The organism is Demequina soli, assembly GCF_000971195.1.
Classification (GTDB): Bacteria; Actinomycetota; Actinomycetes; order Actinomycetales; family Demequinaceae; genus Demequina; species Demequina soli.
The window spans coordinates 191795-212748 of record NZ_BBLZ01000001.1; the positions used below are offsets into that span (position 1 = coordinate 191795).

Annotated in this window: 24 protein-coding genes; 12 read left to right on the forward strand and 12 right to left on the reverse strand. The window is 72.1% G+C overall.

Features of this window, described 5'->3' with window-relative positions:
• Positions 1–12: 12 nt before the first annotated feature.
• From AOM04_RS00900 to AOM04_RS00915, 4 genes are read right to left on the reverse strand one after another with little or no spacing between them, the layout of a single operon-like run.
• Positions 13–360, reverse strand: coding sequence for a hypothetical protein (locus AOM04_RS00900; RefSeq protein ID WP_156160553.1), 348 nt, complete (start codon positions 358–360; stop codon positions 13–15).
• Positions 357–860 (reverse strand): GNAT family N-acetyltransferase, encoded by a 504-nt coding sequence (locus AOM04_RS00905; RefSeq protein ID WP_228373572.1) that lies wholly within the window; start codon positions 858–860, stop codon positions 357–359. Before AOM04_RS00905 ends, AOM04_RS00900 begins: the two co-directional genes overlap by 4 nt.
• Positions 860–1249: a ribonuclease E inhibitor RraB gene (locus AOM04_RS00910; RefSeq protein WP_062460938.1), complete on the reverse strand. Its 390-nt coding sequence runs from the start codon at positions 1247–1249 to the stop codon at positions 860–862. Before AOM04_RS00910 ends, AOM04_RS00905 begins: the two co-directional genes overlap by 1 nt.
• Before the next feature lie 58 nt (positions 1250–1307).
• Complete coding sequence (locus AOM04_RS00915) at positions 1308–1859, reverse strand: GNAT family N-acetyltransferase (RefSeq protein ID WP_062460941.1); 552 nt, start codon at positions 1857–1859, stop codon at positions 1308–1310.
• A 138-nt stretch (positions 1860–1997) separates the two neighbouring features.
• On the opposite strand from AOM04_RS00915, the gene AOM04_RS14730 reads away from it, so the two are divergent.
• From AOM04_RS14730 to AOM04_RS00935, 5 genes are all read left to right on the forward strand, one after another.
• The gene (locus AOM04_RS14730; protein WP_169816389.1) at positions 1998–2171 is read left to right on the forward strand and encodes a DUF8730 family Cys-rich protein; all 174 of its coding nucleotides are present in this window, start codon (positions 1998–2000) and stop codon (positions 2169–2171) included.
• A gap of 158 nt (positions 2172–2329) precedes the next feature.
• On the forward strand, positions 2330–2554 hold the full coding sequence (locus AOM04_RS00920) for a TM2 domain-containing protein (RefSeq protein WP_062460944.1): 225 nt from the start codon (positions 2330–2332) through the stop codon (positions 2552–2554).
• Positions 2555–2625: 71 nt separating this feature from the next.
• Positions 2626–3072 carry a CotH kinase family protein gene (locus AOM04_RS00925; protein ID WP_062460947.1) on the forward strand — a complete coding sequence of 149 codons (447 nt, stop codon included), beginning with the start codon at positions 2626–2628 and terminating at the stop codon, positions 3070–3072.
• Between the two features lie 79 nt (positions 3073–3151).
• A complete protein-coding gene (locus tag AOM04_RS00930; protein ID WP_228373573.1) occupies positions 3152–4408 on the forward strand; it encodes an arginine deiminase in 1257 nt (418 codons plus the stop codon).
• A gap of 245 nt (positions 4409–4653) precedes the next feature.
• On the forward strand, positions 4654–6468 hold the full coding sequence (locus AOM04_RS00935) for an alpha/beta hydrolase (protein WP_169816390.1): 1815 nt from the start codon (positions 4654–4656) through the stop codon (positions 6466–6468).
• A gap of 62 nt (positions 6469–6530) precedes the next feature.
• On the opposite strand, the gene AOM04_RS00940 is transcribed toward AOM04_RS00935, so the two are convergent.
• On the reverse strand, positions 6531–7109 hold the full coding sequence (locus AOM04_RS00940; protein ID WP_062460953.1) for an NADPH-dependent F420 reductase: 579 nt from the start codon (positions 7107–7109) through the stop codon (positions 6531–6533).
• A 105-nt stretch (positions 7110–7214) separates the two neighbouring features.
• Here AOM04_RS00940 and AOM04_RS00945 point away from each other — a divergent pair, with 105 nt between their 5' ends.
• Positions 7215–7817: a MarR family winged helix-turn-helix transcriptional regulator gene (locus AOM04_RS00945; RefSeq protein ID WP_062460956.1), complete on the forward strand. Its 603-nt coding sequence runs from the start codon at positions 7215–7217 to the stop codon at positions 7815–7817.
• A 16-nt stretch (positions 7818–7833) separates the two neighbouring features.
• On the opposite strand, the gene AOM04_RS14395 is transcribed toward AOM04_RS00945, so the two are convergent.
• The 4 genes from AOM04_RS14395 to AOM04_RS00960 all read right to left on the reverse strand — a co-directional run bounded on the left by AOM04_RS14395 (position 7834) and on the right by AOM04_RS00960 (position 10536).
• A complete protein-coding gene (locus tag AOM04_RS14395) occupies positions 7834–7977 on the reverse strand; it encodes a hypothetical protein (RefSeq protein WP_156160555.1) in 144 nt (47 codons plus the stop codon).
• A 13-nt stretch (positions 7978–7990) separates the two neighbouring features.
• A complete protein-coding gene (locus AOM04_RS00950) occupies positions 7991–9448 on the reverse strand; it encodes an NAD(P)/FAD-dependent oxidoreductase (protein ID WP_062460959.1) in 1458 nt (485 codons plus the stop codon).
• 173 nt (positions 9449–9621) lie between these two features.
• Positions 9622–10011 carry a phage holin family protein gene (locus tag AOM04_RS00955; RefSeq protein WP_062460962.1) on the reverse strand — a complete coding sequence of 130 codons (390 nt, stop codon included), beginning with the start codon at positions 10009–10011 and terminating at the stop codon, positions 9622–9624.
• Between the two features lie 90 nt (positions 10012–10101).
• On the reverse strand, positions 10102–10536 hold the full coding sequence (locus tag AOM04_RS00960) for a phage holin family protein (RefSeq protein ID WP_156160556.1): 435 nt from the start codon (positions 10534–10536) through the stop codon (positions 10102–10104).
• A 302-nt stretch (positions 10537–10838) separates the two neighbouring features.
• On the opposite strand from AOM04_RS00960, the gene AOM04_RS00965 reads away from it, so the two are divergent.
• Both AOM04_RS00965 and AOM04_RS00970 read left to right on the forward strand, forming a co-directional pair.
• Entirely contained in the window at positions 10839–12494 is a 1656-nt protein-coding gene (locus tag AOM04_RS00965; protein WP_062460965.1) for a cation:proton antiporter domain-containing protein, read from the forward strand.
• A gap of 120 nt (positions 12495–12614) precedes the next feature.
• Positions 12615–13028 (forward strand): winged helix DNA-binding protein, encoded by a 414-nt coding sequence (locus AOM04_RS00970; protein ID WP_062460969.1) that lies wholly within the window; start codon positions 12615–12617, stop codon positions 13026–13028.
• Positions 13029–13031: 3 nt separating this feature from the next.
• Here AOM04_RS00970 and AOM04_RS00975 read toward each other — a convergent pair whose 3' ends face one another.
• Entirely contained in the window at positions 13032–13445 is a 414-nt protein-coding gene (locus AOM04_RS00975; RefSeq protein WP_062460972.1) for a carboxymuconolactone decarboxylase family protein, read from the reverse strand.
• Here AOM04_RS00975 and AOM04_RS14735 point away from each other — a divergent pair.
• On the forward strand, positions 13444–13833 hold the full coding sequence (locus AOM04_RS14735) for a hypothetical protein (RefSeq protein WP_062460978.1): 390 nt from the start codon (positions 13444–13446) through the stop codon (positions 13831–13833). The genes AOM04_RS00975 and AOM04_RS14735 overlap by 2 nt on opposite strands.
• 37 nt (positions 13834–13870) lie before the next feature.
• The gene (gene valS / locus AOM04_RS00985) at positions 13871–16624 is read left to right on the forward strand and encodes a valine--tRNA ligase (protein WP_228373574.1); all 2754 of its coding nucleotides are present in this window, start codon (positions 13871–13873) and stop codon (positions 16622–16624) included.
• 82 nt (positions 16625–16706) lie between these two features.
• On the opposite strand, the gene AOM04_RS00990 is transcribed toward valS, so the two are convergent.
• Positions 16707–17342 (reverse strand): TetR/AcrR family transcriptional regulator, encoded by a 636-nt coding sequence (locus tag AOM04_RS00990; protein ID WP_062460981.1) that lies wholly within the window; start codon positions 17340–17342, stop codon positions 16707–16709.
• Positions 17343–17407: 65 nt separating this feature from the next.
• Between AOM04_RS00990 and AOM04_RS00995 the strand changes: the two genes are divergently transcribed.
• Together AOM04_RS00995 and AOM04_RS01000 are read left to right on the forward strand one after the other, a co-directional pair.
• Positions 17408–18481 carry a flavin-containing monooxygenase gene (locus AOM04_RS00995; protein ID WP_228373575.1) on the forward strand — a complete coding sequence of 358 codons (1074 nt, stop codon included), beginning with the start codon at positions 17408–17410 and terminating at the stop codon, positions 18479–18481.
• 111 nt (positions 18482–18592) lie between these two features.
• Positions 18593–19522: a putative endonuclease domain-containing protein gene (locus AOM04_RS01000; protein WP_062460986.1), complete on the forward strand. Its 930-nt coding sequence runs from the start codon at positions 18593–18595 to the stop codon at positions 19520–19522.
• Between the two features lie 73 nt (positions 19523–19595).
• Here the strand turns inward: AOM04_RS01000 and clpX are convergent, their stop codons facing one another.
• Complete coding sequence (gene clpX, locus AOM04_RS01005) at positions 19596–20852, reverse strand: ATP-dependent Clp protease ATP-binding subunit ClpX (RefSeq protein ID WP_062460989.1); 1257 nt, start codon at positions 20850–20852, stop codon at positions 19596–19598.
• Positions 20853–20954: the final 102 nt, after the last annotated feature.

Genomic DNA, 20954 nt, shown 5'->3' on the forward strand with positions numbered 1-20954 from the left:
GGTCGAGAGGTCCTAGAGGTCCCCGACCGCCCGCTCGACCAGGTACCGGCGCATCATGACGATCGACTGCATGGTCGGCAGGAACCAGCACGCGACCGCGACGATCGCCGTGTACCGGCCGGCGGGCAGGATCGCGATCAGCGACGAGACGGCGAACCACGCGCCCGCGGAGATCCAGTACTTCGCCAGCCGCGTCTTGAAGCCCGCCCACGCGAAGCCGACCCAGCACAGCAGGCCCAGCGACACGAGCGGCGGCAGGATCCACCACGAGGTCGTGAGCCGCCACCGGGTGTTCTGCAGGCGCGCCACGGCGTAGTCGGGCAGCTCGGCGCCGCCCTCCACCGGAACCTCCTCGCTCATGCGCGTCCTCCGAGGTCGTAGGTCCACACGTTGAGCGTCATGGGCACGCCGCGGTACTCGTCCTCGAGCTCGCCGCGGAACGCGAAGCCGACCGTCCGGCACAGCGCGTTCGACGCGACGTTGTCGACGTTGGGGCAGGCCATGAGGACGGGCAGGGTCCCGCGAGCGCGCGCGTCCTCGATCACGAGGCGCACGCCCGCGGTCGCGGCGCCCCGGCGCTGGAACTCGGGCAGCACCATCCAGCCGGTCTCGAGGCACGGCGCACCGTCCCACTCCGACTCCCACCAGCCGATCGAGCCCACGGCGCCCGGCGCATCGTCCCTCCGGATGGTGAACATGCTCGGGCGGCCGGCGTCCCAACCGCGCACGTACTGCTCGTGGCGGCGCGCGACGCGCGCGGGGGTCTCGGGTCCGGCGAGGTGCTCCATCATCTCGGGCGCGTTCGCGGCGACGAGCACATCGAGGTCGGCGTCCGTCCAGCGGCGCAGGCGGTACCCCACTACAGGTCCTTCTCCGCGTCCGTGAGCAGGCCGGCCCATCCCTCGTAGTCGCCGCCATGCTTGTCCGCGAGCCGCTCGCACAGGTCGACCGTCGCCCGCAGGAAGTCCGGGACGAGCGGCGTCCGGTAGGCGCGCAGGAACAGCATCCACTCGGGGATGTCGTGGCTGGGCTCGACGATCTCGTAGGCGAGGTGCATCGCGCGCAGCTCGTCGGCCGCGGAGCGGATGCGCGGCTCCGACGTGAAGGACAGGAAGAACTCCGACTCGCGCGGCGCCGTCGGGTCCCCGCCGCGGGCCTCGAGCGCGGCGAGCTGCGCGGCGTCGTCGCTCCACAGCCCGTACGGCTCGACACGCTTCCGGCCGCCGAACACCTTCGACAGGATTCCCATGGGGCCACCGTATCGGGGCCGGGTCCCGGCCCGGGACGATGCGCCGCGCACCGGCCGCTCAGCCCGGCAGCGGGCGCCTCATCACCTCGGTGAAGCCCAGCCTCCGGTACACGCGCAGCGCGGGCTCGTTGTCGACGTCGACGGTGAGCGCGAGGTGGGTCTCGCCCACCGCCTTGACGGCGCGCGCGGCGGCCGCGAGCAGCCCGGAGGCGACGCCCCGGCCGCGGTGGTCGGGCAGGGTGAGGCAGTCGAGGATGTAGGGGCAGTCGGGCAGGTCGTCGAGGAGGGTGCAGCGGTGCACCACCGTGACCGCGCCGGCGATGCCGCCGTCCTCGGTGATCGCGACGGGCGAGGCGACCGGCATGAACGGGCCCGCCTCGTTCTTGAACATGGACTGGGTCATCGCGACGACGCGGTCCCAGTCGTGGAACGGCTCGCGGCGCGGGTAGCACTCCCACACGGCCCCGGCGAGCCAGGGGATGTCCTCGGGCACCAGCGCGCGCACGTGCGACCATGGGGTGGCGGCCTCGAGGACCGCGGCGACGGGCGCCTTCATGACGATGCGCTCGACGGGCGGCTCGACGTGGGGCTCGGCGGTGTTCTCCGACATGCTCGGACCGTATCACCGGAGGACCTCACCCCTCCTTGACACATACCCCTGGGGGTATGCATACTGGTGGGGAAGCGGCCGGGAGCCTCCCCGTTGCCCGGCCGCGAACACCCGTGATCCCACGAAGGAGAATCAGATATGTGCTCTCGCATCACCTGCAGCCAGTGCGGCAAGGCGACCTGGACCGGCTGCGGCCAGCACGTCGAGCAGGCGCTCGCCGGCGTCGCCCCCAAGGACCGCTGCACCTGCGACCAGGACGGCGCCAAGACCGGCTCGTTCGGCTCGATCTTCGGCTCGATCTTCTCGCGCTGACCGCGCGAGAGGGGCGCGGGGTGACTGCCGCGCTCCTTCCGAGGACAGGCCCCGTCACCCACCCGGTGACGGGGCCTTGCCGCGTCCCCGCCCCGCACGCGGCGGCCCGTGCCGGGCTAGCCTCGAGGGAGGTCCCCACCGACACGACGGAGGTCGTCATGAACGAGGCACCCCTGCCCCCGAAGGACACCGCGATCACCTACATCCTCTGGTTCTTCCTCGGACTGCTGGGGATCCACCACTTCTACCTGGGCAAGATCGGCCGCGGCATCCTGTGGCTGCTGACCGCCGGCCTGTTCGGCATCGGCTGGTTCGTGGACCTGTTCACCATCCCCTCGCAGGTGCGCGCCGTGAACGCGCGCCGCGCGATGGGGATCCGATAGCACCCCGGCTCTCGACCAACCCCCGATCCGCTCCCAGCGGACTCTCAGCGACGGCGCATGAGATGGCTGACATGAACCTCTCGCTGACCGACGTCCTCGACGCCATCGACGGCCCCGACGACGACGCCTTCGCCACCATCATCGCCTCGGCCCTCGACGTCGACGCGTTCGCGACCTACCTGGCCTTCCAGGAGATCGTCGACAGCTACGACCACGTGGGCGGCCCGTGCGAGCACGCCTTCATGAGCGTCGACCCCGCGACCGGCCGCATCGCGGTGGTCGACTGGGCGCTCGACGTCGCGGTCGGCACGCGCGCCGGGCTCGGCGACGCCGAGGGGGCGCGCGTCCTCGCGCGTCGCTTCCTGTCCCTGCCGGAGTTCGCGGCGCGCGTCGACGCCGAGCTCGAGCGGCTCGCGGCCGCGCTGGTCGCCTCGCACGCGGACGATGCGGCGGCCGCCGACCAGGCGCGCGTGCTCAAGGCGCACGCACCCGTGCTCGGGCCCGCGCCGCAGCCCTGACGCACCCGTCCGCCACCCGACCCACGCATCGTCCCCCCTGCTAGGTTCGGAAGCACCGGCAGGAAGGCGCGCGCAGACCATGACCGAGACGCAGGCCCCCGCGATCACGATGCCCGAGTACGGCGTCCACTCCGAGGTGGGGACGCTCGAGAAGGTGCTGGTGTGCGCGCCCGGGCTCGCGCACCACCGGCTCACGCCGTCCAACTGCCATGACCTGCTGTTCGACGACGTCATGTGGGTCGAGAACGCGGAGCGCGACCACGCGGAGTTCGTCCAGCTCATGCGCGATCGGGACATCCAGGTGCTCGAGCTGCACACGCTGCTCGCCGAGACCCTCGCGCTCCCCCACGCCCGTTCGTGGCTCCTCGACCGCAAGATCACCCCGGACGAGGTCGGGCTGGGCCTCGCGACCGACATCCGCCACTACCTCGAGGAGCTCGACAGCCACGCGCTCGCGCGCCACCTCATCGGAGGCCTCTCGACGCTCGACCTGCCGCGCGACTTCTCCCCTCCCGGCATCCAGCTGGTGCGCGAGGAGTCCGGCATGCGCGACTACCTGCTGCCGCCGCTGCCCAACACCCTCTTCACGCGCGACACCACCAGCTGGATCTATGGCGGCGTCACCCTCAACCCGCTGTACTGGTCGGCGCGCCACGCGGAGACGCTCGTGATGAAGGCCGTCTACGCGTTCCACCCCGACTTCGGCGACGCCGTGAACGTGTGGTGGGGCGACCCGGAGATGGACCACGGGCTCGCGACCCTCGAGGGTGGCGACGTCATGCCGATCGGCAACGGCACGGTGCTGGTCGGCATGTCCGAGCGTTCGAGCCGCCAGGCGATCACCCAGCTCGCGATGGAGCTGTTCCTCGAGGAGGGCGCGGAGAAGGTGATCGTCGCGAAGCTGCCGCGGCTGCGCTCCGCGATGCACCTCGACACGGTGTTCACGCTCGCGGACCGCGACCTGTGCACGGTCTTCCCGGGGATCATCGACGAGATCGAGACGTTCGTGATCCGCGAGGCCCCCGCCCCGACGATGCTCGACGTGCGCCGCGACGAGCGTCCCTTCACGGAGGTGGTCAGCGAGGCCCTCGGCGTGGACCTCCGGGTCATCGCGACGGGCGGCGACCGCTACGCCTCCGAGCGCCAGCAGTGGGACTCGGGCAACAACCTCCTCGCGCTCGAGCCGGGCGTGGTGGTCGCCTACGACCGCAACACCCACACCAACGACGAGCTGCGCGCCGCGGGCGTCGAGGTCATCGAGATCGTCGGCGCGGAGCTCGGTCGCGGCCGCGGCGGCGCGCACTGCATGACGCAACCGCTGCTGCGGCAGGCCTGACGGAACTGCCGACGGAGGCGTCGGGGCTCGACCACGCCGTTGTGGCCGCCTCGCGACAAGAAGGTGCGGGCACGCCATTGTGTCCGCACTCGACGACGCTAGCGCCCCCGGCGCCTCGGGACGACGACGTTACGGAATAGTTACCATTGGGACCGGTCACAATTGCGATCCGCCACTCACGAGGGACGATGCGCGGGGCGCGCGGCGCGCCGGGATACAGTCACGAGGGTGAGGGGGTGACGCCCATGACCGGTTCCGCGACGGAGATCGCGAACCCATCCGAGCCCGCGCGCGAGCCGGATCCCGCGCCCGCGGCGGCGCCGCGCCACCCCCTGCGCGCCCTGCGCGAGCTGCGGGCCCGGCACACCGCATCGTCCCACCGCCCGCCGCGGCTGCTCGAGCCGACCTTCTCCGGCGTGGGCCTCGTGGCCGGCGCGCTGTTCATCTCGATCTCGCTGGAGCCGTCGCTGCTGCCCCGCATCCCGGTGGTGCAGGGCGTCGCCTCCGGGGTGTCGTTCATGGTCGGCTACGGCCTGGGCGCGGGCGCGCACGCGGTGTGGAACTACCTCGAGGTGCCCAACCTGCGCGGGCGGGCGCGCACGGTGGTCGCGTGGCTCGTGCTGGGCGCGATCGGGCTGAGCCTGTCGCTGTCGATCTGGCGCTGGGTGGGCTGGCAGAACGGCATCCGCCAGACCTTCGGCATGGACGACCTCAACCCCACCGCGTGGCCGATCGTCGCCGGCGTCGCGATCGTGATCGCCAGCGCGCTGCTCGTGGTCTCGCGGGCGCTGCGCGCCGCGTTCCGCTGGGCGGACCGCCTGGCGGTCCGGTACCTGCCCCACCGCCTCGCGGTCACGCTCGCGACGCTGGCGATGGTGCTGCTCCTGTGGCTGCTGGTGTCCGGCGTGCTGGTGCGCGGCTTCTTCATCGGCGCGAACGCGGCGTTCTCGGTGCGCGACACGCACGACATCGCCGGCACCGAGGTCACCCACTCGGCGCTGCGCTCCGGCGGCGACGGCTCGCTGACGCCGTGGGACACGCTGGGCCGCCAGGGCCGCAAGTGGGTGGCGGGAGGGCCCACGGTCGAGGACCTCGACGCGTACAGCGGCGGGGGCGCGGTCGAGCCGATCCGCGTGTTCGTGGGCCTGCGGTCCGCAGACACCCTCGAGGGCCGCGCGCAGCTGCTGCTGAAGGAGCTCGAGCGCACGGGCGCTTTCGACCGCAAGGTGCTGGTGCTCGCGACGAGCACCGGCACCGGGCTCGTGGAGACCAACGCGTCGGACTCGCTTGAGTTCCTCTACAACGGGGACACGGCGATCGCGAGCCTGCAGTACTCGTACCTGCCGAGCTGGCTGTCGCTGCTGGCGGACCAGGAGGCGGTCGCGGATGCCTCGGTCGAGGTGTTCCGCGTGGTCCACGACTACTGGGCCACCCTGCCCGAGGACGCGCGCCCCCGGCTCTACCTGTACGGCCTGTCGCTGGGCTCCGCGGGAGTCGAGGCGGTGCTGAGCTCGCCCGACATCCTCAACGAGCCGATCGACGGCGCGCTCATGGCCGGACCCACCTTCGTCAACCTCATGCACAACGAGCTGGAGCGCGACCGGGACCCGGGCTCGCCCGCGTGGCTGCCGGTGTTCGGGGAGGGCCGCACCGTGCGCTTCACCGGCGAGGCCGACTCGCTCGGCTCCCCGGCGGGCGAGTGGGGGCCCACCCGCATCGTCTACCTGCAGCACGGGTCGGATCCCGTGGTCTTCTTCTCCCCCGTGACCTTCTACCGCGAGCCGGAGTGGCTCCGGGGCGACTCGCGCGCGCCGGACGTGTCGCCGCAGATGCGGTGGTTTCCGATCATCACCGGGTGGGAGACCCTGCTCGACATGCCCGCCGCGGGATCCGTCCCCGACGGCTTCGGGCACATGTACTCGGTCAAGGCGAACCTCCAGGCATGGGTGGGCGTCACCCATCCCGCGGACTGGACCTCGGACGACACGGAGCGGCTGGGCGACTACCTCGACAAACGCCGGCAGGAGCAGCTGACGCTGCTCGAGCAGCTCGGGCAGTAGCCGGCCGATGCGCCTCGCGCGACGGTCACGAGGCCGCCGCGCGAGGCGCATCGGGAGACGGGTCAGCGGGCGACCGCGAAGCCCCCGGTCCACGGCAGCTTCTCGGAGACGGCGAGCGTGAGCTGCGCGAAGCCGATGGCCTCGAGCTCGTGCGCGCGGGCGAGCGAGCCCGCGTCGATCGCGCCGACGCCGCCGGCCTCGATCGCGGCGATGAGCGCCGACTTCGCGTCGCTCGAGTCGCCCGCGACGAGGACGGTCGTCGGGGCGTCGCCCACCTTCTTGGACGCGAGGGTCGCCGCGAAGGTCGTGTTGAAGGCCTTGAGCACGCGGGCGTGGGGGATCTTCACCTGGATCTCGGCGGTGGCCGACGAGCCGGCGGGCACGACGAGCGAGTCGAAGGTCTCGAAGTCGAGCGGGTTGGTGATGTCCACGACGACCTTGCCATCGAATGCGTCGCCGTACGCCGCGAGGATCGAGTCGACGGCGGGGAACGGGACCGCGAGCACGACCACGTCGCCGGCCAGCGGGGCCTCGCCCACCTGGTCCTTCGCGACGTAGGAGACGGAGCTGCCGCCCTCGGCGAGGACGCCGCCGATCGCGTTGGCCATGGTGCCGGTGCCGATGATGGTGAAGGTGGTCATGTCGATTCCTATTCCCGGGCCGCCTCGCGCCCCGTTGGTTGTACCTACAACAACCGACCATAGCGCCTCTTGGTTGTAGATGCAACTTCTTGGTATGATGGTCCCATGACGAGCACAGACACCGCCCTGCGCCACCCCGAGCGCGTCGCGGTCGCGCGCCTCCACGCGCTGCTCGAGCTGCTCCCCGCGGCCCTCGACAAGCGCCTCACCGAGGCGCATCTCACGGCCTTCGAGTTCACGCTGCTCGAGGCGCTGTGGGAGGCCGACGCGCACCGCCTCCGCCTCAGCGCCCTCGCGTCGCGCACGAACGCGACCCTCCCCCGCCTGTCGCGCGTGGTGACGGGCCTCGAGCGCAAGGGCCTCGTGTCGCGCACGCCCTGCGCCGAGGACGGCCGCGCGTTCAACGCGGTGCTCACCGACGCCGGCGTCGAGGCGTTCCTGGACACGCGCCCGCTGCACGCGGACGCGGTCCGCGAGATGATCCTCGCCGACCTCGACGAGGACGAGGTCGACGCCCTCGCCGGCCTCGCGCTCAAGATCCTGGGCCGGCTCGACCCCGACCGCCGGCTCGCGATCACCGCGAGCCTCGCGGACACCGCCTGCGCGGCGGACCCCGAGGCCGTGACGTGCGACGCCGACCCGGCACCCGCGGAGTGCGCGGCGGACCCGGCGCCCGTCGCCGGCTGCCCCGCCGACCCGCAGGCCTGAGCCCGCGCCGCCACGGCTAGCGGTGGCGGCGCGCCAGCCTCCACATCGTCCACGACGTGCCGACGAAGCGCGTCAGCTGCGCGACCAGGGAGCGCCGACGCCGCAGCTCGCCCTCGGTGGGCAGCGGCGCGTGAGCGATCCTGTCGTTGGTGGTGTCCATCACGCCCCTCCGATCACTCCGGGATCCAGGCCCAGCCCGGACGGCCCTTCGCCTTGTAGATGAACAGGGTGTGGAGCATGCGCTTCACCCAGTGGCCGGACAGCCCGATCTCACCCTTGGTGGCCTTGAGGTCGCGCCCCGTCTCGGGGTAGCGCTCCCAGTCGGGCACCACGGGGCTCATCGTCATCGCGGCGGCGGTGCCCGAGCGGAAGCCCGTGCCGGCCGAGGCGACGCAAGCGGCCGCCATCTCCGACATCGACGCCGCATGCGTGGGCACGGACGCGCCCGTGAGGATCATGTCCGCGATCGACTTCGCGACCACCTTGCCCATGGTCCCCGACGGCATGCCGGTGCGCGGCGGCGAGGGCGCGACCGCGACCCCGTCGGGCGTGGCCCGCGGCCGCGAGATCTGGTGCGGCGGGGCGAACGCGATGCCCACCGCGAACACGTTGCGGTACGTCGGGTTCTGGTACGTGCGCGGCCAGTCGCGCGCGCTCCACTCCTCGTACGGCTTGGGCGTGTAGTCCGCGTCGACCTTGAGGAAGCCCGACGGCGCGAACACCGTGCCCGTGATGTCCTCGCCGGTCCGGTCGAAGGCCTTCCAGTCGTTGCCCTTGAACGGCGGCAGCAGCATCGCGAAGTCGTACTCGAGGTCGTTGTGCGAGCCGTCGAGCTGGTCGTAGTGGATGACGCCCTCATCGATGGACGTGACCGCCGCGCCCGTGATGGCGCGCACGCCGCGCTCGCGGAACAGCGACTCGGTCCACAGCTGCGACGTGGTCCGGTATCCGTGCTGCTCGAACTGCATGCCGCCGACGCCGAAGTCGCCGAGCTCGTTCTCGTTGGTGAGGTAGACGATCTCGGCGTTGTCGCGCACGCCCGCCTCGCGCAGCTCGTGCTCGACGTTGAACGTGTACTCGAAGGCCGCGCCCTCGCACGTGCACGTGCCGTGCCCGACGCCGATCACCACCGTCCTCCTCTCGGTGCGCAGCGCCGACTTGAGCGCGTCGAGCCGGTGGGCCGCCTCGGTGGCGTGGTCGGGGGTGCAGACCGACAGGGTGTGGCCGCCGTCCGGGCCGAGGCCCGGCGTCGCGCCGAAGTTGAGCTTCGGGCCGGTCGCGTTGATGACGTAGTCGTAGCGCAGCCGCTCGAGCTCGCCGTCGCGTCCGGGAGAGGTGTGCTCGACCTCGACGGCGGGGCGCGCATCGTCCCCATCCCCCTCGGGCCACAGCGCGACGGCCTTCGCCTGCACGAAGGTGATGCCCTTCTTCCGGTAGATCGGCGCGAGGTCGAAGACCACGTCCTCGTGCCTCATCCTGCCGACCCCGACCCAGATGTTGGACGGGATCCAGTTGTAGGTGGGCTTGGGGTTGACCACCAGCACCTCGTGCTCCGACGGGAGCAGCCTGCGCAGGTAGAGGGCCGCCGTGTGCCCCGACACCCCGGCACCCAGGACCACCACGCGGGCCATGACCGATCACCGTCCTCGCCGACCTGAGACAGGGCCGTCGTCGTTGACGGCCCATCGCCTCAGAACTATACCCCCGAGGGTATATGTCGCAAGGGACCTTCGTCCCCGCACGCGAGTCGCCCGGACAGCACGACGCGCCGCCGGGAGGGCCCCGGCGGCGCGTGCGTGAAAGGTCAGTCCTTCTTCTTGTCCGCCGCCTCCTTGAGCAGGAACATCGGCAGGATCCAGGTCGCGAGCGCGGTGATGAGCCACACCAGCACGGTCGCGGCGATCCACGTGCCGACGCCGCTGATGGTGAAGTCCGAGACCACGAGCGTCGCGATGAGCAGCGCGACGAACGTCGACACGAGGCCCACGCCGCCCAGGATCGCGTTCGCGTACTTGGTGGCCATCTTGAAGATCAGCGGCGACAGGATCCACTGCGCCACCGTGTACACGAGCGTCGCGACGATCAACGCGGTGAACGGCAGGGACATGTTGTCGCTCAGGATCAGCGACGTGATCCACAGGCCCAGGGCCGCGGAACCGAGGAAGATCAGCGTGTGAATCAGGAATCGCACCATGAGGCAGACGCTACTCCCTGAACGTCCGATTCGCGCGGAAATCAGGCATGACGCTGAAATGTCGCGTTCGGGCCCGGACGATGCGCCGGCTCAGTCGCGCTTGTCGGCAGGCTTGTCGACGGCCTTGCCGCCCTTGCCGGGCTCGCCGTCCTTGTCGCCCATCCGCCCGAAGACGCCGGGCAGCACCCACACGCCGATCGCGGTGATGAGCCACACCAGCAGCGTCCCGCCGGCCCACGCGCCGAAGCCGTGGATGCTCAGGCCGGAGGTGAGCGTCGCGGTGATGAGCAGCGCGACGAACGTCGAGATGATGCCGACGCCGCCGACCACCGCACGCGCGCGCTTGTGGATCTGGCGCTCGATGAGCGGGGACAGGAGGCTCTGGGCGAGCGCGAAGATCACCGTCGCGGTGATGAGGCCGCTGATCTTCAGCTCGAAGTCCGCGCCCAGGATGAGCGAGGTCAGCGCGAGGGCCGCGATCGCGGACGCGAGGAACACGGCGGCCTTGAGCAGGAATCTCTCCATGAGCCGACGCTACCCCGGCGCGCCGACGATGCGCGAGAGGGTTGTGCGGCGCCGCGCCGCGCATCGTCCCAGGCAATACACCCGGACAGACGACGAGGGCGCCTCCGAAGAGGCGCCCTCGTGGTGCTGTCGACCATGCCTTCCGGCCACCAGGGACTTGCGGCCGGAGTCAAGACGATGCGGTCCTAGGACCTTGTGCCCAGAACGATAGCGCATGCGCCGGCATTCCCGGGACCTTCGCCACGGGCGAAAGAACCCGATTCCGACACATCCCGGCAAAACGGGCCGGATAGGGTCGTGCCATGCTGCACCACGCGCCCCTCATCACGACGATCGCGGTGGGCCTGGTCGCGGCGTTCGCCCTCGGCCTGATCGCGCAGAGGCTGCGGCTGTCCCCCATCGTCGGCTACCTCGCCGCGGGGCTGCTCATCGGCCCGCACTCGCCCGGCTTCGTGGGCGACGTCGACCTCGCGCAGCAGCTGAGCGAGATCGGCGTGATCCTGCTGATGTTCGGCGTCGGGCTGCACTTCTCCTTCAAGGAGCTGCTCGCGGTGCGGCGCGTCGCGGTCCCGGGCGCGATCGTGCAGATGATCGTCGCGACCGGGCTCGGCACGGGCCTCGGCCTGCTGCTCGGCTGGGACCTCACCGCCGCGATCCTGTTCGGCCTCGCGCTGTCCGTCGCGTCGACCGTGGTGATGCTGCGCGCGCTCGAGGAGCGCCAGATGCTCGACACCCGCGCGGGCCACATCGCCGTCGGCTGGCTCATCGTCGAGGACCTCGCCATGGTGATCGCCCTGGTGCTGGTCCCCGTGCTCGCCGGCGGGGACGCGGTCTCGGGCGGTGAGCTCGCGGGCGAGCTCGCGCTCACGGTCCTGCGCGTGGGCGGCTTCGTCGCGCTCATGTGGATCGTGGGCCGCCGCGTGATCCCGTGGACGCTCGCGCGCGTGGCCGACACGGGCTCGCGCGAGCTCTTCACGCTCGGCGTGCTCGCGATCGGCCTCGGCGTCGCGGTGGGCGCCGCATGGGTGTTCGAGGTGTCGTTCGCGCTGGGCGCGTTCTTCGCGGGCATGATCCTGCGCGAGTCGGACCTGTCGCACCGCGCGGCGGAGGACTCCCTGCCGCTGCGCGACGCGTTCGCGGTGCTGTTCTTCGTGGCGGTCGGCATGCTCGTCGACCCGGCCGTCGTGTGGCAGCACCCGGTGGCGCTGCTCGCGACCGTCCTCGTGATCGTCGCCGGCAAGTTCGGCATCGCGTTCGTGCTCGTGAGGGCGCTGCGCTACTCGCGGTCGATGTCGGTCGTGGTCGCCGCCTCGCTCGCGCAGATCGGCGAGTTCTCCTTCATCCTCGTCACGCTCGGCGAGGACCTCGGCGCGCTGCCGGGGCAGGCGCGCGACCTGGTGCTCGCGGGCGCGATCGTGTCCATCATCCTCAACCCGCTGCTGTTCGCGTGGGTGTCGCGCGTCGTCGCGCGCCGCGCGGCCAAGGACGTCGCGGAGGCCTCGCCCGACGACGGCCCGATCGCAGCCGCCGCGACGGGCCACGTGATCGTGGTCGGCTACGGGCGCGTCGGCGGCCGGGCCGCGCGCCGGCTGTGGGCCGCCTCGATCCCGGTGGTCGTGATCGACGACGACGAGACCCGCGTGGCCGCCATCCGCGACCTGGGGCACGAGGCGATCCTGGGCAACGCGGCGCGCGCGAAGGTGCTGGGCGCCGCGGGCATCGGCTCGGCGCGCGCCGTGCTCGTCGGCGTGCCGGACCCGCTCAACGCGGGCGCGGTGGTCGCGAAGGCGCGCGAGCTCGCGCCGGACGCCGACATCGTCGCGCGCGGCCACGGCTCGAGGGACGTCGCCTACCTCCAGGAGCAAGGCGCCAGCCGCGTGCTCGTGGGCGTCCACGAGGTCGCCGACCTGATGGTCGAGAGGGTCGGAGGCCCGGAGAACGAATCCGAAAGGGCTTAGGCGTCCGATTTCCAATGACAGATGTGACGGGTGTGATCGGGCGCGAGGGCGACGTCGATCTCGCCCTTCACACGCACCACTTCCTTCACATTTGTCATTGGCAATCCGTACCCTGAGGGCATGAGCCACGACGCGGTGCGCCTCGACGCCCTCATCAAGGCACTCGGTCACGCCTACGACGCCGCCTTCGACGATGCGCTCGCCGACCGCTCCACCACCCGCGCCGAGTTCGTCCTGCTGAGCGTCCTCGCGGGCGCCCCCGACCCGCTCGCCTGGGACGCGGTCGAGGGACGCATGCCGCCCGGCTACGGCGCGGGCCGCCTCACCGACGCGTGGAACGGCCTGGCCGCGGGCGGCTGGGTCGCCGAGGAGGACGGCCTCTTCGCCGCCACCGCGACCGGTCGCGACGCCCTCGCCGACCTCCACGTGGAGGTCGACAGCATCCACGAGCGCGCCACCGACGGCCTCACGGAGCCCCAGATCGAGGCCGCCACCGCCGCGCTGAGGACGATGCTCGGCAACCTCGAGGACTGAGCGCTACTCCACCCCGCGCATAACGCGGTTCCAGGCGTTGGTGGTCGCGACGACCTCGACGATCGCGCCCAGCTGGGTCGCGTTGAACCACTCGCCGGCGTGCGCGCGGGCCTCCTCCTCGAGCGCGCGCGGCGCGTCCGTGAGCACCTCGGCCAGGCGCAGCGCCGCCATCTCGCCGTCGCTCACCAGGCCGGGACGGATCTGGCGGGCGGGCCGCGCGAGCGCGCTGATGAGGTCGGGACGCGTGCCGGCGTCCGCGAGCGACTCCGCGTGCAGGCGTATCGAGTGGCGGCAGCCGTTGAGATGGGACACGCGCAGCCGCAGCAGGTCGCGCAGGCGACGCTCGAGCACGTCGCCGGCGTCGCCGTCGAGCCGCTCCAGCGCCTTGAGGAAGCCGGCGCCCACCCTCGCCTCCATGCCTCCCGAGGCTACCGGCGCATCGTCCTCCGCCCGGGCCGCACGCGCCGCCGGCGGGCATGATGCTGTCATTCCTCGTATCTCACCCGCGGCGCTGGCGACCCTCGCGGGCGCGCTCGCCGTCAACGCGCTGCCGCACGGGACGGCCGCCGCGCGAGGCCGCCCGTTCCCCTCGCCCTTCGCGGACCCGCCCGGGCGCGGCATGTCGCCGCCCGCGCACAACGCCGCCTGGTCCGCGATCAACGCCGCCGGCGCCGTCGCGTGCGGCGCACTCGCCCTGCGGAGGGACGATGCGCGGGACCTGGCCGTACCCGCCGCGGCCGGGGCGGCGGTCATGGCCGTCGTGGTGGCCGCGTGGTTCGGGCCGCTGCTGCGGCATCGGCCCTGATTCCGCGCATCGTCCACCCTCTGGAAGAATGGCGCCCATGACTTCGCGCATCCCGGACAAGGCCACCGTCGACGGGCTTGAGGACCGCTGGAACGAGGCCTGGGAGGCCGCCGGCACGTACCGCTTCGACGAGTCGAGGACTCGCGACGAGGTGTACTCGATCGACACCCCGCCGCCGACCGTCTCGGGCTCCCTGCACGTCGGCCACGTCTTCAGCTACACGCACACGGACGTGGTCGCCCGCTTCCAGCGCATGCGCGGCCGCGAGGTGTTCTACCCGATGGGCTGGGACGACAACGGCCTGCCCACCGAGCGCCGCGTCCAGAACTACTACGGCGTGCGCTGCGACCCCACGCTTCCCTACGTCGAGGGCTACGAGCCCCCGTTCGAGGGCGGCGAGGGCAAGTCCGTCAAGGCGGCCGACCAGCAGCCCATCTCGCGCCGCAACTTCGTCGAGCTGTGCGAGCGCCTCACCGCGGAGGACGAGAAGCAGTTCGAGTCGCTGTGGCGCCACCTCGGCCTCTCGGTCGACTGGTCGCGCACCTACCAGACCATCTCCCCCTCGTCCCAGGCGGTCGCCCAGCAGGCGTTCCTGCGCGGCCTCGCCCGCAACGAGTGCTACCAGGCCGAGGCGCCGACCCTGTGGGACGTGACGTTCCGCACCGCGGTCGCGCAGGCGGAGCTCGAGGACCGCGAGCGTCCCGGCGCCTACCACCGCCTGGCGTTCGAGCCGGCGGCGGACATGGAGGAGGCCACCGGCTCGTACGAGTCGATCTGGATCGAGACGACGCGCCCCGAGCTGCTGCCCGCGTGCGTGGCCCTGGTCGCCCACCCGGACGACGAGCGCTACCAGCCGCTGTTCGGCAAGCACGTGCGCACGCCGCTGTTCGGCGTCGAGGTGCCCGTCGTGGCGCACCACCTCGCCCAGCCCGACAAGGGCTCCGGCATCGCGATGATCTGCACCTTCGGCGACGTCACCGACGTCACCTGGTGGCGCGAGCTGCGCCTGCCGACCCGCCCCGTCATCGGCTGGGACGGCCGCATGCTTGCCGAGGCGCCGCACGGCATCGAGTCGGAGGCGGGCCTCGCCGCGTACGCCGAGATCGCCGGCATGACCACGTTCTCGGCGCAGAAGCGCATCGTCGAGCTGCTCGTCGAGGCCGGCGTCATGGACGGCGAGCCGCGCCCCATCTCCCACCCCGTGAAGTTCTTCGAGAAGGGCGACAAGCCGCTCGAGATCGTCACCACGCGCCAGTGGTACATCCGCAACGGCGGCACCGACAAGGCGCTGAACGATGCGCTGGTGGCCCGGGGTGGCGAGCTCGACTTCGAACCCGACTTCATGCGCGTGCGCTACGAGAACTGGGTCAAGGGCCTCACGGGCGACTGGCTGATCTCGCGTCAGCGCTTCTTCGGCGTGCCGATCCCCGTCTGGTATCCCGTCCTCGCGGACGGCTCGCCCGACTACGAGAACCCCATCGTCCCCGGCGAGGACGCCCTTCCGGTGGACCCGTCGGCCGACGTGCCCGCCGGCTACACCGCGGACCAGCGCGACGTCCCCGGCGGCTTCACCGGCGAGAAGGACATCATGGACACGTGGGCGACCTCGTCGCTCACCCCGCAGATCGTGTGCGGCTGGCGCGACAACCCCGCGCTGTTCGCGGCCACGTTCCCCATGGACCTGCGCCCGCAGGGCCAGGACATCATCCGCACGTGGCTCTTCTCCACGGTGGTGCGTTCGCACGCCGAGCACGGCACGCTGCCGTGGAAGCACGCCGCGATCTCCGGCTGGATCCTCGACCCCGACCGCAAGAAGATGTCGAAGTCGAAGGGCAACGTCGTCACGCCGATGGGCCTGCTCGAGCAGCACGGCTCGGACGCGGTCCGCTACTGGGCCGCCGCCGCGCGCCTGGGCACGGACGCCGCGTTCGACGAGGGCCAGATGAAGATCGGCCGTCGCCTCGCGATGAAGGTGCTCAACGCCTCGAAGTTCGTGCTCGGCGCGACGGGCATCGCGACCGCCGCGGACGCCTCGCTCGAGGCCGGGCTCGCCGCGACCGCGCACGTGACCTCCGCGTCCGTCACGGAGCCGCTCGACCGGGCCATGCTGTCGGCGCTGGCCGACGTCGTCGACGCCGCCACCAAGGCGCTCGAGGGCTACGACCACACCAAGGCCCTCGAGGTCGCCGAGACGCTCTTCTGGACGTTCTGCGACGACTACCTCGAGCTGGTCAAGGCGCGCGCCTACGACGGCGCCGCCCCCGGCGAGGCCATCGATCCGCTCGCGACGTGCTCGGCGGGCGCCGCATCGGCCCGCGCCGCGCTCACCCTCGCCCTGCAGACGTTCCTGCGCCTGTTCGCGCCGGTGCTGCCGTTCGCGACCGAGGAGGTGTGGAGCTGGTTCCAGGAGGGCTCGGTGCATCGCGCGTCCTGGCCCGTGTCGTCGCCGCTGCGCGAGGTCGCGGGTGCGTCCTCGCAGGGCGCTCCCCTGCTCGCCGCCGCGGGCGAGGCGCTGTCCGTGCTGCGCAAGGTCAAGTCGGAGGCGAAGGTCTCGCAGCGCACCGCGATCGTGTCCGTGGACCTGCTGGTGCCGGCCGCGAAGGCGGGCTTCGTGCGCGCCGCGGAGCCGGACCTGCTCGCCGCGGGCCGCGTCGAGGCGATGCAGATCGTCGACACGGAGGCCGCTCTCGAGCCCAACGTCGACGGCCTGGGCTCCGAGGACGGCTCGTCCGACGAGATCGCCGACCCCACCGTCATGCGCACCGAGAACGCGGTGCTCGCGGAGGCCTGAGCCTCCCGCACGTCCGGCTCGCCCCGCGCGGCGTCCCTGTTCCGGGGGGCGTCCCGCCGGGCGGGCCGTCGCGTCTCCCCTGCTACCCCTCGAGCAGCGCGGCCGCGAGGGCCCGCTCGACCCAGGCCGCGTACTCCGCGAGGGACCAGCCCTCGACCTCGACCAGCTGGGCGTAGGTATGGGGGTGGCCGACGCTCCAGATGAGCGCCGCGACGTCCGCGCGCGGGAGGTCCCTCGCGCCGGGCCGCTCACGCAGCTGGTCCGCCGCGAGGCCGTAGTGCGCGAGCCGCTGGGACGCGCGCCGGCGCTCGAGCTCGGCGACCGCGTCGTCGTGCGCCGCCGCCTCGCGGATCAGCCGGATCACCGGCGCGACCCGCGGCTGCGACTCGGCGAACCACGCGGCGAGCACGGCGACCATCTCGCGCGCGGTCGCGGTGGCGCCGGCCCGCTCGGCCATGAACTCGGGCACCCGGCGCGGGGCGCCCGGGCCCGCGGCCGCGGCGTCGAGGACCGCGTCGAGCACCTCGCGCTTGCTGCCGACCGCGTTGTACACGGTCTGGACCGCGACGCCCGCCTCCCGCGCGATGTCGGCGATGGAGGTGCGGCCGTAGCCCTTGTCGACCATGAGGGCATGCGCGGCCTCGACGATGCGCGCACGCGTGGCCTCCGCGTGCCGGCGCGGGGCGCGGCTCTCGGCCGAGGTCTTGACGGCGTCCACGCCATTAGAATAGCGTTCCAGTTGTTGGAATCATGTTCCAACTACTGCGTGTCGGGAGGTGCGCCGTGGACGATCAGCACGATGTCGTGGTCATCGGAGGCGGCCAGGCGGGACTCGCCGCCGGCCACCACCTCGAGCGGGCCGGCGTGGACCACGTGGTCCTCGACGCGGGGCCCGCAGCCGGGGCCCAGTGGCGCAGACGCTGGGACACGCTGCGGCTCTTCACCCCCGTCCAGCACTCGACCCTGCCCGGCCTCGCCTGGGAGCACCCCCGCGGATACTTCCCCACCAAGGACGAGGTCGCCGACTACCTCGAGCGCTACGAGGATGCGCGCGCGTTGCCCGTGCGCCATGGCGTCGCGGTGAACCGGCTCGCACGAGGGCCCCGGGGCTTCGCGCTCGAGACGTCCGCGGGACCGATGCGCGCCGGCGCTGTGGTGGTCGCGACCGGCGCGACCACCCTCCCCCACGTGCCGGAGGTCGGCGCGGGGATGGACCCGAGCATCGTCCAGGTGCACTCGGACGCGTACCGGTCGCCCGCGGACGTGCCGGGCCGCAGGGTGCTGGTCGTCGGGTTCGGGACGTCCGGCGCGGAGATCGCGGTCGAGCTCGCGGCCGCGGGTCGTGAGGTGACCATCGCCGGGCACCCGACCCCGCACCCGCCCGACGCCCTGCTCGCCGTCGCCGGCGGCGCGTGGTGGGTGGTGATCACGCGCGTCCTCAACCGGCGCACGCCGATGGGCCGCAGGGTCGCGCCGCAGGCGCTCGCGCACGGCGCCCCGCTCATCCGGATCTCGGCGCACGATGTCGAGGCGGCCGGGGTGCGGCGGGTGGGCAGGATCGAGGGCGTCGACGCCGGGGTGCCCGTCGCGGACTCGGGGCCGCTGGAGGTCGACGCCGTCGTGTGGTGCACCGGCTACCGCGGCGACCTCGGGTGGATCGACGTGCCCGCGCTCGAGAGGGACGCGCACGGGTTCCCGGTGGCGCCCTTCGGGCTCGCGCCGGCGGTGCCGGGGCTGACCTTCGTGGGGATGCCGTTCCAGACCCGGATGGCGTCGCAGCTCCTGGGAGGCGTGGGGGACGACGCGGCGTCGGTGGTGGCGGCCCTGACCGGGGACCGCGAGGCGCTGGCCGCCTGACCACCCGCCCCGGGCGCGCCGATGTCCCCGACACCGCGCGCGGACCGCTCCCTCCCCAGGACCCGCGACCCCCCGGTCCCGCGGGTCGCGCCGACGGCTAGAACTGGGCGTGTGACCCACCTCCGCGTTCTTCCCTCGCAGGCATCCGGCGAGATGCTCGTCGACACGCTGCGCCGCACCACGCGCGCGTTCACGTTCGCGGAGCTCGCGAGCATGTCCTCCGCCCGCAAGGCCCGGACCGCGATCGGACACGGGGAGGCGGTCCGCATCCTTCCGGACGCCTACGTCGCGGATGTCCATCAACGATCCTTCGAGGCGCGCGTCGACGCGGCGCTGCTGTGGGCGGGCGTGACGGGGACGCTGTCGGGCCCCGCCGCGATGCACGTGTGGGGGTTCCTCGCCGAGCCGCCGAGCGTCGTCGACCTGGTCGTGCCCCACCCCATGCATCACCAGACGCCGGAGTGGCTGCGGATCCGGCGGATCAGCTGGCAGCCGCCGCTGTCGCGGATCGGCGGGAAGACGCTGGTGGGGCCGGCGCACGCCGTGGTGCTCGGGTACGGGCTCCTCCCCGGAGGTCAGCGCGCCGCCGCGGTGCACAAGGCCATCTCGACCCACCTGGTGAGCGCCCGCTCGCTGCTCGACGCGCTCGAGGCGGTCCCGCGCGTCCCGGCCCGGCGCGAGCTGGCGCAGCGCCTGACCGACGCCGAGACCGGCGCCGAGACCGACCTCGAGGAGCGCGGCCCGCGCAGGGTGTTCAACACCGGCGAGTTCGCGAGGCTCGTGCGCCAGCACCACGTCATGGCGAACAACCGCAGCTACCGCCTCGACATGTTCGATCCGGCGACGCTGACCGACGTCGAGCTCGACGCCGACGAGCTCCACTCGACGCCGCTGCAGCGTCAGCGGGACATGCGCCGCGACGCGGATCTCGCGCTCGTGGGGATCCAGACGATCCGCCTGAGCCACCGCGACGTCACCGAGCGCCCCGAGTGGTGCCGCGCGCTGGTGCGCGGCGTGCTCGTGGCACGCGCGACACGGTAGGCGACAATCGGCTACCGGTCAGGCGCGCAGATCCGCTGAGACCGACAACCGTCTACCCATTCGGAGAAAAGGGTCAGGCGGCGCCCTGCTGCTCCACGCGACCCTCGTAGGCCGGCATCGCGCGGTCGATGACCGTCTCCCGCGTCACGACCACGCGGGCGATGTCGTCGCGGCCCGGCACGTCGAACATCGTCTCCTGGAGGACCTCCTCCATGATCGCGCGCAGGCCGCGCGCACCGGTACCCCGGTCGAGCGCCTGCTCGGCGATCGCGTGGACGGCCTCGGGGTCGAACTCGAGCTCCACGTTGTCGAGCTCGAACATGCGCTGGTACTGCTTGACGAGCGCGTTCTTGGGCTCCGTGAGGATGCTCACCATCGCCTCGACGTCGAGAGGGTTCACGGTCGCGATGACGGGCATGCGGCCGATGAACTCGGGGATGAGCCCGAACTTGTGCAGGTCCGCGGGGGTGACCTCGGAGAAGAGGTCCATGTTGTCGGCCTCCTTGAGCGTCGCGCCGAAGCCGATGCCCTTGCGGCCCACCCGCGAGCTGATGATCTCCTCGAGGCCGGCGAACGCGCCGCCGAGGATGAACAGCACGTTCGTGGTGTCGATCTGGATGAACTCCTGGTGCGGGTGCTTGCGCCCGCCCTGCGGCGGCACCGACGCGACCGATCCCTCGAGGATCTTCAGCAGCGCCTGCTGCACGCCCTCGCCGGAGACGTCGCGCGTGATCGACGGGTTCTCGGCCTTGCGGGCCACCTTGTCGATCTCGTCGATGTAGATGATGCCGCGCTGCGCCTTGTCGACGTCGTAGTCGGCGGCCTGCAGCAGCTTGAGCAGGATGTTCTCGACGTCCTCGCCCACGTAGCCGGCCTCGGTCAGCGCCGTGGCGTCCGCGATCGCGAACGGCACGTTGAGCATCTTCGCGAGGGTCTGCGCGAGGTACGTCTTGCCGGTGCCCGTGGGCCCGATGAACAGGACGTTCGACTTGGCGATCTCCACCTGGTCGTCGTCGCCCTTGAGGCGGGTCTCGCCCGCGCGCACGCGCTTGTAATGGTTGTACACGGCGACGGACAGGGCGCGCTTGGCGCTCTCCTGGCCCACGATGTACTGCTCGAGGAAGTCGAAGATCTCGCGCGGCTTGGGCAGCTCGGTGAGCTCGGCCTCGACCTGCTCGGCGAACTCCTCCTCGATGATCTCGTTGCACAGCTCGATGCACTCGTCACAGATGTACACACCACCACCCGCGATGAGCTTGCGCACCTGCTTCTGCGTCTTGCCGCAGAACGAGCACTTGAGCAGGTCGCCGCTGTCAGCGGGTCGGTTCATCGGGAGACTCCTCTCACGAGCAACGTCGTGCCCCTCCAGGCTACCCACGCCCTCCGACATGCGGGAGACGGCACGCCGGTCCCGCCCGTGCCCGGGGCGGCC

Excerpts from the sequence above, each read along its gene's own strand:
- AOM04_RS00900 (WP_156160553.1), bottom strand. The coding sequence starts at position 360 with ATGAGCGAGGAGGTTCCGGTGGAGGGCGGCGCCGAGCTGCCCGACTAC.
- AOM04_RS00910 (WP_062460938.1), bottom strand. The coding sequence starts at position 1,249 with ATGGGAATCCTGTCGAAGGTGTTCGGCGGCCGGAAGCGTGTCGAGCCG.
- AOM04_RS00915 (WP_062460941.1), bottom strand. The coding sequence starts at position 1,859 with ATGTCGGAGAACACCGCCGAGCCCCACGTCGAGCCGCCCGTCGAGCGC.
- AOM04_RS14730 (WP_169816389.1), top strand. The coding sequence starts at position 1,998 with ATGTGCTCTCGCATCACCTGCAGCCAGTGCGGCAAGGCGACCTGGACC.
- AOM04_RS00920 (WP_062460944.1), top strand. The coding sequence starts at position 2,330 with ATGAACGAGGCACCCCTGCCCCCGAAGGACACCGCGATCACCTACATC.
- AOM04_RS00925 (WP_062460947.1), top strand. The coding sequence starts at position 2,626 with ATGAACCTCTCGCTGACCGACGTCCTCGACGCCATCGACGGCCCCGAC.
- AOM04_RS00930 (WP_228373573.1), top strand. The coding sequence starts at position 3,152 with ATGACCGAGACGCAGGCCCCCGCGATCACGATGCCCGAGTACGGCGTC.
- AOM04_RS00935 (WP_169816390.1), top strand. The coding sequence starts at position 4,654 with ATGACCGGTTCCGCGACGGAGATCGCGAACCCATCCGAGCCCGCGCGC.
- AOM04_RS00940 (WP_062460953.1), bottom strand. The coding sequence starts at position 7,109 with ATGACCACCTTCACCATCATCGGCACCGGCACCATGGCCAACGCGATC.
- AOM04_RS00945 (WP_062460956.1), top strand. The coding sequence starts at position 7,215 with ATGACGAGCACAGACACCGCCCTGCGCCACCCCGAGCGCGTCGCGGTC.
- AOM04_RS14395 (WP_156160555.1), bottom strand. The coding sequence starts at position 7,977 with ATGGACACCACCAACGACAGGATCGCTCACGCGCCGCTGCCCACCGAG.
- AOM04_RS00950 (WP_062460959.1), bottom strand. The coding sequence starts at position 9,448 with ATGGCCCGCGTGGTGGTCCTGGGTGCCGGGGTGTCGGGGCACACGGCG.
- AOM04_RS00955 (WP_062460962.1), bottom strand. The coding sequence starts at position 10,011 with ATGGTGCGATTCCTGATTCACACGCTGATCTTCCTCGGTTCCGCGGCC.
- AOM04_RS00960 (WP_156160556.1), bottom strand. The coding sequence starts at position 10,536 with ATGGAGAGATTCCTGCTCAAGGCCGCCGTGTTCCTCGCGTCCGCGATC.
- AOM04_RS00965 (WP_062460965.1), top strand. The coding sequence starts at position 10,839 with ATGCTGCACCACGCGCCCCTCATCACGACGATCGCGGTGGGCCTGGTC.
- AOM04_RS00970 (WP_062460969.1), top strand. The coding sequence starts at position 12,615 with ATGAGCCACGACGCGGTGCGCCTCGACGCCCTCATCAAGGCACTCGGT.
- AOM04_RS14735 (WP_062460978.1), top strand. The coding sequence starts at position 13,444 with ATGCCTCCCGAGGCTACCGGCGCATCGTCCTCCGCCCGGGCCGCACGC.
- AOM04_RS00975 (WP_062460972.1), bottom strand. The coding sequence starts at position 13,445 with ATGGAGGCGAGGGTGGGCGCCGGCTTCCTCAAGGCGCTGGAGCGGCTC.
- valS (WP_228373574.1), top strand. The coding sequence starts at position 13,871 with ATGACTTCGCGCATCCCGGACAAGGCCACCGTCGACGGGCTTGAGGAC.
- clpX (WP_062460989.1), bottom strand. The coding sequence starts at position 20,852 with ATGAACCGACCCGCTGACAGCGGCGACCTGCTCAAGTGCTCGTTCTGC.